Genomic DNA, 9,957 nt, shown 5'->3' with positions numbered 1-9,957 from the left:
GTTCAACTGTTCGGGATGCCATGCCGCCGCCGCCATTGGCATGGCATCCCGAACAGTTGAACCAGCCGAACAGGCGCTTGCCTTCGCTCAGATGAAAGGCATTGGCCTCGAAGCTCGCCGCCTTGTTGTCCGTGGGGGAGGGGCGCTGCCCGCCGGGTTCCAGCGTTGTCACCGGCGTCGGCTGCTCGCCGGAGCCGAGCGCCGATTGCGGGCGTGTGTCCCGTTCCTCGCGCTGGCAGGCAGCAAGGGCCAGCGACGCGAACAGGAGCAGCGCGGCAACCGGTCTCATCGCACAGGGCTCCCGGAGGCATCGAGGCGAGGCACAGCATATTGGCCCAGCAGGGCGTCTATTTCGGCCTTGTGCCTGGCGAGAGCGCTGTTCACATCACCACGCAGCGCATCGTCGTCACGCCGAACGCCCATGGAGATATCGTAAATCATGGGCAGTTGCGGTCCGTCTATGCGCGGCGCAACGGGCGTGACGCGTAGCGGCACCCTCTGTTTCTGGGCGAAATAGCCGGCAAGCGGACCCCACACGACGGCGACGTCGATCTCGCCGCTCGCCACCGCGTCGATGATGCGCGCGGGCGGATTGGGAGCGGAGTAATCGCCATAGACGGGGTAGCCGATGAGGTGCCCGACGATGCCGCGGCGGCCAAGCGCCTGGACAGGAGGCGAGTTGGCGCCGTCGTCGCCGATGAGTTGAACGCCGATGCGCAAGTCGCGCAGCCGCGGGTCGTTGAAGGAGGTCACGTCCGGGCTGTCCTGGCGCGTCACGAAGACATAGGACGACCGATAATAGGGCGTGGTGGTGCGCAGCATTTCGAGATTGGCAGGCGTGCCGGGCACGAGGTCGCACAGTCCCGCCTTCAGCGTGTTGCGCACGAAGCCGCGGCGCTGCGCCCACCAGGTGTAGGTCAGCTTCGCCCCGAGATCGTCAGCAATGATCTGCGCGATCCTGTTTTCGAAGCCCTGGCCGGCCGCGTTGGAAAAGGGCAGGTTGTTCGGGTCGGCGCAGACCCTGAGCTCACGAGGGCCGGCGGTCGCCGGCGAGATCAGCAAGGCGAGCGCGGCGATGCCGGGCGCCATGCGCGTGAGCAGCTTCTGGGCCACGCCGTGGATCAAGCCGAATGCATCAGGGCAGACGGAACACATAAAGCGTGCCTCCCGCCGTAGTCGCGTTCTTCAGATCCTTCATCGCATTGACGAAACCGAGCGCGGCGGTGGCGTCGCGCGGGTCGAGGTCGCCCGAAACGATGGCGCCGGCCCAGCCGCCGACGCCGGACAAAACGGCGACATATTGGTGGCCGTCAGGGCCGCGATAGGTGATGGGTTGGCCGATGATGCCGGACGAGGTCTTGAACTGCCAAAGCAGGTCGCCGGTCTTGGCGCTCACCGCCTTGAACCAGCCTTCCATCGTCCCATAGAAAACCACGTCGCCGGCGGTCACGACCGCACCGCTCCACACCGGGAAATTCTCCTTGAGGCTCCAGGCTGGTTTCTCGGCGGCGATATCCCAGGCCGTGAAGGCGCCGCGATTGCCGCCCGGCCCGGGGATCATGCGGACGTTCATTCCGACATAGGGCGTGCCGGCGATGTAGTTCACCTCGACGCCCTCTTCGTCCATGCACAGATTGTTGTGCGGGATGTAGAGCAGGCCGGTCTTCGGCGAAAAGGCCGAAGGCTGCCAGTCCTTGAGGCCCGACGCGGTCGGACAGATGTCGCGGACGACCTTGCCGGTACCCGTCAGCTTGTCCGGGTTTTCCATCAATCTGCCGGTCTTGAGGTCCACGCCTTTGCTGGAGTTGACGGGGCCATAAGGTTTTGCAGACAGGACCTCGCCGGTGGCGCGATCAAGGACGTAGAGATAGCCGTTGCGTTCCGGGCGGACCAGCACCTTGCGCGGCTTGCCGTGCCAGTTCATGTCCAGCAGGACCTGTTCGTTGATGCCGTCATAATCGTGGAGGTCGTGCGGGCTCCATTGATAGAACCATTTCGCCGCTCCGGAGTCGGGGTCGCGCGCGAAGATTCCCGACGTCCATTTGTTGTCGCCAGGCCGCAGGTCGGGATTCCACGGGCCGGGATTGCCGGTGCCGTGGAAGATCAGGTTGAGGTCGGGATCGTAGGAAATCCAGCCCCACATGTTGCCGCCGCCGATCTTCCACGCCTCGGGCGGCCATGTCGTGACGCCGAGGTCCTTGCCCTTGTCCATGTCGTAATGCGGCTTGAAGTCCGGGCCGATCAGCACCTCCTTGTCGGGCCCGGTATTGTAAGCCGTCCACACGACATGACCGTCGCCGGCGTCGAGCGCCTTGACCCAGCCGCGCACGCCCATCTCGCCGCCGGAATTGCCGACCAGCACTTTGCCTTTCACCACGAGCGGCGCCATGGTGATGGTCTCGCCGATATTGATGTTGCCGATATGAGCGTTCCAGATTGGCTGGCCGCTGGTTGCATCGAGCGCGATGGTATGGCCGTCCAGCGTGTTGAAGAAGATGCGCCCGTCCGCGAAGGCCGCGCCGCGGTTGACGACGTCGCAGCACGCGACCCCTTGCGCGGCCGGTTCGGGGTTGGGCTCGTATTTCCATTTCATCGGCGCGCCGGGCTTGGAGAGGTCGAGCGCGTAGACGATGTTCGGAAAGGGCGTGACGATATACATCGTGTTGCCGACGACCAGCGGCGCCGCTTCCTGGCCCTTGTTCACTCCGGTCGAGAAGGTGAAGGCGACCTGCAGGTTCTTGACGTTGCCTTCGTTGATTTCCGCGAGCTCGCTATAGCGCGTCGAGGCGTAGTTCTTGGCCGGCATCGTCCATTGCCCGTCATCGGGCGGCGCGGCCGCGGCAGGCGGAGAGATCGCAGATGCTGGCGGGACCTGTGAAGCGGCCATCAGCAACGTAGCGCAAGCCAGCAGCAGGGTCGCAAGGATGCTTGGAGAATATCTTCGGAGTGCCGACGGGTAGCCGGCCAGCGAGGCGTGGTCCCTGGATCGTGCTGGGTGCGCTTGCTTCATTTGGGCGTCGAACCTCCGACGCCGGAACCGATTTCAGCCGCAATGTCGGCCTCGTGGCCGCCACAAAGCGGATGACCCCAGCCGGAGGCGCTTTTTCCGCCGGGATCGAGATCGTAGATGATGGCGTCCTTTCGGTTGGGATTGACGCCCGCCGGGACCTTGTCGAAGCCGAGGGCTGCGCGCACGCGCCAGGCGATATTGTGATCGGCGCAGGAGGAATCGCCACTGACACCGAGGCCGCCGACAATTGTTTTGCCGTCGTACAGAGCCAGGCCCCCGCCAAACACGACGACGCCTCCGATCGGCTTGCCGATCAGCGGGTCACTGGCGCTGCCAAACGTCTTGGGGTCGCCTGCGTAAGCCGCTGCTTCGTTGACGGGGTTGGTCGCCTGCAGGCCAAACAGCGGCCCACCGGGCTGCACCCCGGCGTACAGGTTGGCTGTCGAAAGCGCCATGTTCGCCAGGCTAAGGCCATTGGCCGTGTTCGCTTTCTCGGCCGCGATTAGCCGGCTGCCCGGCCACTGCGCATCAACCGTGGGTCCACTGAAGGCGACAGCGCAGACGGTGCCGTCGCGAGCTACGATCGCTGCCCATTCATTGGTCTCGAAGCCGCCATTCGCGGGGCCGCCGCTCGCCTTGACGTTGGCCTTCAAGGCCGAGAGCAGCTTGTCGTGGTCGGCCGGGCAGGGCGCCTGGGCCCGAGCAGTGCCTTGCTGCATCGAGCTAAACGCCAGGACAAGCAGGCCCAGAGCTAGTGACAGGAACCGACGATGAGCCATGACCCGAAAACGTTTGTTGATGTCACCGAACTGACAATCGGCTGCTTTGTTCCTCGAACATCGCGAAGGGCTGCACTGGCGAGGTTGGCTGGCCGAGGCTGCCGGATCGGAAGAGGAATCGGACGGAGCCGAATCCGCAGCAGATCGCTTCGTCCCATCACGGCGTTTTGATACGCACGCCCGTTTATAACTGTCGCCGGTTGCGATCTTGCCGGCTCCGGGGCTGAGGTGACCGATCGGCGGCTCGGAGAGCTTTACCCTTCCGGCTTCCCTGCGAGTCCGACGCAGAGGGAGGCCAGGGTTTCTGAACACAAGTCCGGTCTGGGCGTTACAGGAGATGTTCGTCGATATCCTGCAATTCGTCGTCGGAGCCCTTGTGGTCTGGTTCACGCTTCGCGATGTCTTTGACACCGTCGTTGTGCCGGGCGAGAGCCGGGCGTCCCTGCGTCTCGCAAGCCGGATGGTTTTCGCCGGCTTGTTCGGACTACGGCATACGCGCAGACGCGGTGCCGCCATCCCGGCGGCGTTCGCGCCTTTCGTGCTGGTAGCGTCCTTCACCGGCTGGATGCTGCTTCTCATTTTCGGCTTCGGGCTGATGGTGGCTGCTCTGAGCGGTTGGTACCGGCCCGCGGTGCCGACCTTCTCCCAGTCGGTGTTCGTTGCCGGAAGCAGCCTGGTGACGGTTGGCCTGAGCGAGACCGACGCGACCGGTCCTGCCCGTTGGGTCAACATCGCGGCGGGATTCTGCGGCCTGTCGGTCATGACGATGGCCGTCACCTACCTGCTTCAGGTGCAGACCAGCATCGGCAGGCGTGACTCCGGCATCCTCAAGATCACCACAGCGTCAGGCGATCCGCCGTCCGCGGTGGCGCTGCTGGAGCGCTATGCTTCACTCGGTTGCAAGGACGAGCTGGAACAGGTGCTCGTAAAGGGCAGGGATTGGTGCGCAGAGGTGCTGCAGAGCCATGCATCGCACCCATTCCTGATCTATTTCCGGTCTTTGGAGACTGGTGCGGGGTGGCCTGCCACTCTCGCGGCGTTGTTGGACCTTGCTGCCGTCATCGAGGCGATCGATGAGCCCAAACTGCGCGGCAAGGCTGTCCTGCTGCGTGAGGAAGGCACCCACCTTGCAGACGAGCTGAGCAAGTTGCTTCGGCTCGACATCGGCCGCCCGACAACCGATAGAGAGGTGCTGCAGCAGGTCCTGGAACGTGCGGTAAGGGCAGGCCACGGAACCCCAAAACCGCATGGCTTGGAGCGACTGGCATCGCTCAGAAAACGCTATGCCCCAACTGTCGAAGCCTTGTCGCGTCACCTGGGCAGTCCAACGGCGCCGCTTCTACCAAACGACCGCGGCTTGTCACGCGAAGAGCTGGCGCAGCTTCCTTGACCTGTGGTCACATTTCGCTGTTGCCGATTATCCCGGCTTCGCCCCCGGCGAGATTGGTGGCGTGCGGAGCTTTCCAAGGGTGCAATCGCACGACAGGCTTGCCGGAGCTGTCCTGTCCAAAGAACGCGACGCCGGCGGCCTGCAATACCTGGCGCATGGCAAGCAGTTTTTCCGCCGAGGGAACCCGACCCCCGCGCTCGAATTCGCGAATGCTCGCTTCGCTCAAGTCGCATTTTGCCCCAAGCCGCACCCGCGGCCAGTTCAACAAGGTTCGGGCGGCTATTACCTGCTCTGGTGTTAGAGGAGCCACCAGACATCTCCACTGCTTTTTGATCGTGTCTCGAACTGAAAGTTCAAGAACATGTTCCCTTGCCCCCAAAAATCGCAGGCGAAATGCCCCCCGGACCGCTGCCCCTTGGAACAATGATGATCACCTTTCGTTCGGTGGCGATGAAACAGCTTCTTTCAGACTTCGCGGCAATGGCGCAGCCGGGTTACTGGATTGCCCTCGGACTTCTTGTCATCCCTTACGGAGTGGGCGTGTTTTTCCTTGTGAGGGTTTGCCACTGTATGTGAGCGCGTGCGTGGCGCGATCATGAGCCCGGGCCTCGACGTTGTTCGGCGGGTTTTCTTCTTGCAACTCGGAACAAGCTGCAGTTTGCCATGTTGAGAAGGTCTGCGACTGTCCCCCTCAAGCGGTCGCAGAATGGTGGAAACACCGGCCCGCGTCCTCGCCGAGGGCGCGCGGGTTCCCCTTTTTCAGGGCACGCCGGAACCAACCAGCACGGTTGGCGCTCCCTCTCGCTCGAAACCGGGGGAACGAGTGCACGCTAAGATTTCGGTTTTTATAGCCTCGCGATATCCGCCAGATCGGCGGCGATCGCTTCGGCGCCAGTGGCAAATGCGAACGGCACACCGCGTGACCTAGCAAATGCACGATCGAACATCGACCCGGACGATGCTCGCGTCGAGTTGAGCAAGGGACATAGGGCCCCCTTCTCAGGATGTCGTTGCTGATCGAGTGGCTTGCGTACGACGCCTAAACGCGCTCATTTGAAAGTGTTGCTAGCAATGACAGTCGCGGTTGTACCTTGCGGCACGACTGTCGAAGCGCGAGGCGCAGTCGCTTGGGCACTGATTCAGATCGCAGGACGCTGTCATTTGGCCCCTTTAACTTGCTTCCTGCGCGGGAGCTGCTGGTACGCGGGGATCAACCTGTGCGGATTGGTAGCCGCGCCTTGGGGATCCTTGTCGCGATGGCCGAACGTGCTGGCGAAGTCGTCAGCAAGAGGGAGCTGTTCGATATCGTTTGGCCCAACACGGCTGTCGAGGAGAGTAGTCTCAGGGTCCATGTCGCTGCCCTGCGTAAAGCGCTTGGCGACGGCGAAGGCGATAACCGATACATCGCCACCATTCCCGGCCGTGGCTATCGCTTCGTCGCGCCAGTCGCAACAACCGGAGAACCGGTGCCTCGCCAAATAGACGCCGCCGCACGACCGCGAAGCGACGGGAAAGTGGTCGCCGGAATTCGCATCTTCGGCCGTGATGACTTCGTGGCCTCGCTGAACGCCCTTCTGTGCGAACGGCGCCTTGTCAGCGTGGTCGGTCCGGGAGGAATGGGGAAGACGTCCGTCGCACTGGCTGTCACGGAATCTGTCGCGACGCGTTACTCCGATGGGGCATATATTGTCGAACTCGCACGATTGGTTGACCCACGACTCGTCCCTACTGCGCTCGCCACGGCATTGGGCAAGCCGGTCCGCTCCAAAGACGCGACCCCCGAGCTTCTCGAGTTCCTCCAGAACAAACACATGCTGATCGTGCTCGATAATTGTGAGCATCTTATCGACGCGGCGGCTGAACTGGCAGAACGGATCACCCAAAACACGTCACAAGTCAGCGTCCTGGCCACGAGCCGCGAGCCCCTTCGCGCTCTCGGCGAGACCGTGGCACGATTGCCGTCGCTTGAGTTCCCGACCCGGCTGGAGGGCCTCACGACGGCCGAGGCGCTCAGCTTTCCGGCCACGCAACTCTTTGTCGATCGTGCGAAGGCGACGCGAAGCGATTTCGAACTCGATGATTCGACGGTGCCATTTGCCGCCGACATATGTCGTCGCCTCGACGGAATTCCGCTTGCTATCGAGCTCGCAGCTGGCCGAGTCGATGCATTTGGCATGCGAGAACTTGCATCTTTGTTAGACGAACGATTTCGCGTGCTGAACCGCGGCAGGCGAACGGCGCTACCGCGTCAGCAGACCTTGAGCGCAACTTTTGATTGGAGCTATGAACTGCTGTCGGAAAGCGAGCAAACCGTCCTGAGGCGTCTGTCGGTCTTCGTCGGAGCCGTGACGATGGAGCCGGCGGTTGCCGTCGCTGCCGCCAGCGGCCATTCCCGGTCCGATACAGCGGCCGTGATTGCAGGCCTGGTATCGAAGTCGCTGGTGGCAGCCGACACCAGCGGTACGGTGACCCAATACAGGTTGCTAGAATCGACTCGAAGCTACGCTCGCGAGAAGCTGACCGAGGCAGGCGAAAGCTCCGCCTCGGCGCGTCGCCACGCATCCTACTACGCCGCGCTTCTTGATCGGGCGCATTCCGAGTTTTTCAGCAAGCCGCTAGCCGAGTGGATGGCCGAGTACAGCAGCTGCATCGACAACGTCCACGTTGCCATTGATTGGGCTCTATCGCCTGATGGCGACGGTGATGTCGGCGTGGCGCTCACTGCCAACGCCGTTCCGCTGTGGACTCGTCTGACCCTCCTCGAGGAATGCCGAACTCGCGTCGAACGCGCTCTCTCAGTCTTGAGTCCCGATGTCGCTCGCGGAGGCAAGCGCGAGATGCAGCTCTTCGCAGCATTTGCGGCGGCCTCGACCCTGACCAAGGGGCCGGGACCGGAGTCGGAACTGGCCTGGTCAGCGACGCTCCAAATCGCTGAGCGGATCGGCGACATCGACTATCAGCTCCGTGCACTATGGGGCATCTGGATTGGCCATCACACCGGCGAGAGCCAGGCTAGGGCCCTCGAGGCGGCGCGCAAGTTCAGGGACGTCGCGGCGCTGTCGTCGGATGTTGCCGATCCCGTCGTGGGCGATCGGATCATTGGAACGGTCCTCTGGGCTCAGGGAGAATTGCAGGCCGCTCGCAGCAGGATGGAACAGGTCCTTCGCTCATATGTGGCTCCGTCCGATCGTTCGCATCTGATCCGCTTCCAATTCGATCAACGGGTCACGGCCTATTCGGCATTGTCTCTGACGCTTTGGCTTCAGGGTTTTCCCGAGCAGGCAATGAAAATAGTCGAGACCAGTGCGCAACTGGCACAAAACCTTGCCCACGATCCTTCGATATTTCATGCGACCGCATTGTCGGGTTGCCGGGTCGCGCTCCTGGCGGGCGACAGGCCTTCCGCCGATAGGCTGCTGGCCTTGCTGCAGGGCGCGGTAGCGCGGCAAGTCAGCTACGGCGTCTGGATTCGAGCCTACCGGGGCGAGATCATGATCCGCGACGGCGATCCTGAAGCTGGTTCCCGTTTATTGGAGGTGGCTCTCACCGAGCTCCCGAAAGCGGCCTTTCACGCTCACTACGCGTCGCTTCGGGCCGCCCTGGCGCAGGGTCTCGCCGCGACGGGCCGGGCTGATGATGCGGCGACAGTGATCGAGCATGCACTCGCACTCGCCGAACGCTCGGGGGACGTTTGGTATTTTCCGGAGTTGCTGCGCGTCAAAGGCGAGTTTTTGGCCGCACGACGGGCACCCGATGCGGCCGAGGAGACTTTTCTACTTTCCCTGGACTGGGCCCGGCGGCAAGGGGCGCTTGCCTGGGAGCTCCGCACGGGCATCAGCCTGGCGCGTCTTTTGGCGGAACAGGGCAGGATCGCTGTGGCGCACGCATTCCTGTCTGAGTTGCGGGCAAGATTCACGGAGGGATTCGAGACGGTCGATCTCGTCGAAGCCGCACAGCTGCTCACGGGGCTAGAAGACAGTCGACGGGCCGATACTGATGAGATTGAGACCGACAAGAGCACCCGAGGGAAACTGCTGTAACCTGCCGCCTTCGGCGAGTCGGCCGAGATCGATGCCGGCCAGGCCCAGATGCGCGATCATCCTGCCGATCACCGCCTTGGCACGCGCATGGTCGCCAGAAAAGAAGATGACACGCCGCCCAGTCGCAGCCTCCGGGGGCATCAGCAGCAACTGAGGCGGCAGCGTGTTGAAGGCCTTTACCAGTCGTGCGCCGGGGACGAGGTGGGATACAATCTCGCTGGAGTTCCTCGCCAGGAAATCGGGGAGTGCGGCGGTAGGCATGTCGGGGTTCGTTGCATCGATCACGATCCTGCCGTCCCAATCGGGCACTTCCAGTAGCGCCACGGCAAGCTGGGACCATGGTACGGCGAGCACGACGATTTCCTCTTGCGCCGCCTCGGTCACGCTAGCGGCGACGGCCAGGTCCCCGAGTTCCCTTGCAAAATCCTGAAGGGTTGACCTTCCTCGTCTGTTGCTGACAACCGCCACCATGCCGGCCCCCACTGCGAGGCGCGCGATGGCTGAGCCGAGCCGCCCACAGCCAATGATACCGATCCTGGCATACTCGACATCGGGAAGACTGCTCTGAGATGGTTGGAGGGGCATGGGCTGGTTGGCTCGCGGACTCGCTCCAGGATGATGCACGGCGCTCCGTTAAGCGAATGAATCGATGTGAACGTCGAAGCAACTGGCGCAGCAACTTTTCACATCGATTCACTCGCCGGCTTAGCCCGCCCAACCTATCGTCCACTTACCGAC

At 63.0% G+C, this 9,957-nt stretch carries 7 protein-coding genes and 1 pseudogene; 2 read left to right on the top strand and 6 right to left on the bottom strand.

Annotated elements, in window-relative coordinates:
• The 4 genes and pseudogenes from EOA23_RS08445 to EOA23_RS08430 form a co-directional block, all read right to left on the bottom strand.
• Positions 1-289: pseudogene (locus EOA23_RS08445) on the bottom strand (cytochrome C); the annotation flags it as partial.
• Complete coding sequence (locus tag EOA23_RS08440) at positions 286-1,089, bottom strand: substrate-binding domain-containing protein (RefSeq protein ID WP_189341546.1); 804 nt, start codon at positions 1,087-1,089, stop codon at positions 286-288. The pseudogene EOA23_RS08445 and the gene EOA23_RS08440, both read right to left, overlap by 4 nt.
• A gap of 46 nt (positions 1,090-1,135) precedes the next feature.
• Positions 1,136-3,010: a methanol/ethanol family PQQ-dependent dehydrogenase gene (locus tag EOA23_RS08435; RefSeq protein WP_127303580.1), complete on the bottom strand. Its 1,875-nt coding sequence runs from the start codon at positions 3,008-3,010 to the stop codon at positions 1,136-1,138.
• The gene (locus EOA23_RS08430; protein ID WP_127303585.1) at positions 3,007-3,729 is read right to left on the bottom strand and encodes a heme-binding protein; all 723 of its coding nucleotides are present in this window, start codon (positions 3,727-3,729) and stop codon (positions 3,007-3,009) included. The genes EOA23_RS08435 and EOA23_RS08430 overlap by 4 nt, the downstream gene beginning before the upstream one ends.
• 397 nt (positions 3,730-4,126) lie before the next feature.
• Here EOA23_RS08430 and EOA23_RS08425 point away from each other — a divergent pair, with 397 nt between their 5' ends.
• A complete protein-coding gene (locus EOA23_RS08425) occupies positions 4,127-5,179 on the top strand; it encodes a hypothetical protein (RefSeq protein WP_127303579.1) in 1,053 nt (350 codons plus the stop codon).
• 7 nt (positions 5,180-5,186) lie between these two features.
• Here the strand turns inward: EOA23_RS08425 and EOA23_RS08420 are convergent, their stop codons facing one another.
• A complete protein-coding gene (locus EOA23_RS08420) occupies positions 5,187-5,489 on the bottom strand; it encodes a helix-turn-helix transcriptional regulator (RefSeq protein WP_127303584.1) in 303 nt (100 codons plus the stop codon).
• A gap of 907 nt (positions 5,490-6,396) precedes the next feature.
• Here EOA23_RS08420 and EOA23_RS08415 point away from each other — a divergent pair.
• A complete protein-coding gene (locus tag EOA23_RS08415; protein ID WP_281058747.1) occupies positions 6,397-9,219 on the top strand; it encodes a winged helix-turn-helix domain-containing protein in 2,823 nt (940 codons plus the stop codon).
• On the opposite strand, the gene EOA23_RS08410 is transcribed toward EOA23_RS08415, so the two are convergent.
• A complete protein-coding gene (locus EOA23_RS08410) occupies positions 9,148-9,804 on the bottom strand; it encodes an NAD(P)-binding domain-containing protein (protein WP_127303577.1) in 657 nt (218 codons plus the stop codon). The genes EOA23_RS08415 and EOA23_RS08410 overlap by 72 nt on opposite strands.
• Positions 9,805-9,957 lie beyond the last annotated feature (153 nt).

Origin of the sequence: Mesorhizobium sp. M2A.F.Ca.ET.042.01.1.1, assembly GCF_003997405.1 — a bacterium.
Classification (GTDB): domain Bacteria; phylum Pseudomonadota; class Alphaproteobacteria; order Rhizobiales; family Rhizobiaceae; genus Mesorhizobium.
Note: the sequence above shows the minus strand (reverse complement) of the source record. Positions and strands in the feature narration are given on the sequence as shown.